The following is a 1,281-nucleotide window of genomic DNA, read 5'->3' as shown; positions in this document are numbered from 1 at the left end:
CCGTCCGCGCGCAGGACGACCTCGTCACCGCCACCGGCCGTGCTGCCGGTGACATCCGCGACCGCGTGGCGGCCCTCACCGGCCGACGCGTCGGCAGCGCCCACATCGAACTGACCGGCATCGTGCACGAGCACGAAGGCCGGGTCCGGTAGGAGGAGGAACCCGTGAGCACCACCTCGCTCGAGCGCCGCATCCAGCGGCGGAGCATCCACCGTTCCCGCTCCGGCGCCGTGTCGGTGTCCCTCATCGTCCTCGTGCTCGTGGCGGCGTGGATCGGCACCGAATCGGTCCTGAAAGCCGTGGGCGCGGCGCCGCTGCTGGCGGACCCGCAGACGGTCGTCGACGCCGCACTCAAGCCCGACGCCGCGTTCGTGACGATCGTCGAGGTCATCGCGGTCGTGCTCGTGGTCCTGGGCGTCGTGCTGATCGTCCTGGCCCTCAAGCCCGGCCGGCAGCACCGGTCCGCGGTCGAGCACGACCGGGGCGCAGTGGTCATCGACACCCGCATCCTCGCGTCCACCGCGGCGAACGCCGCCGGACTCGCCGCCGGTGTCCCCGAGGACAACACCTCCGCGACCGCCCGCGGCCGGAGCACCGAGGTCCGCGTCGTGCCCGTCACCGGTGTCCCGGTCGACGAGCAGCGCGTCCGTGACGCCGTGAAGCAACGACTCGGTCGTCTCGACGAGCGGTTCGGCAAGCGTGTGACGGTCCGCGTGGAGGAGAAGGGAACGCTGGCATGACCAAGAGCAACCGCACCCTGAACCGCATCATCCTGCTGGTCCTCGGCCTGGCCGCCGTCCTCGTCGGCCTCACCATCGGCGCCGGCGTCCTGCCCGCCGTCCGCGACGCCCTGGTGCCCTACGTGACGTTCCCGTCGAACGTCACCGTGCCCGCGGCGTCGCTGTGGATCGTCGCCGCCGCCTGCGTCGTGGTGATCGTGCTGGCACTGCTGTGGGTGTCCACCCGCGGCCGCGGCGGCACCAGCGTCGCCGTCCGCGAACGCAGCGGTGAGGACCAGGTCACCATCAACGTCGCGCTCGTGCGGGACGTCATCGACCACGAACTCGCCGGCGTCCGCGACGTCGTCGGCTCGAAGGTCGACACGTACCTGGTCAAGCGGCAGCGCGCCGCCCGGATCCGGGTGAACGTGCGCCGCGGCGGCGACGCCGTGAGCGTCCTCGACGCCGTCGACCACGCCATCGGCGTGCTGGACCGCACCCTCGGCCGGCAGGTCCCGGTCCTGGTCCACCTCACCGGCGGCACCCGCGCCGCCCTGGCCAA

General features: G+C 72.8%; 2 protein-coding genes. Both read left to right on the top strand.

The annotated features are described in order from the left end of the window. Positions 1 to 164: 164 nt before the first annotated feature. A complete protein-coding gene (locus ACIPYW_RS17560; protein WP_400415892.1) occupies positions 165 to 740 on the top strand; it encodes a DUF6286 domain-containing protein in 576 nt (191 codons plus the stop codon). Further along, positions 737 to 1,281, top strand: a 545-nt coding sequence (locus ACIPYW_RS17555) for a hypothetical protein (protein ID WP_400415890.1), incomplete at its 3' end; no start/stop codon positions are given. The genes ACIPYW_RS17560 and ACIPYW_RS17555, both read left to right, overlap by 4 nt.

Source organism: Curtobacterium sp. NPDC089689 (assembly GCF_044749145.1).
Taxonomy (GTDB): Bacteria; Actinomycetota; Actinomycetes; order Actinomycetales; family Microbacteriaceae; genus Curtobacterium.
Note: the sequence above shows the minus strand (reverse complement) of the source record. Positions and strands in the feature narration are given on the sequence as shown.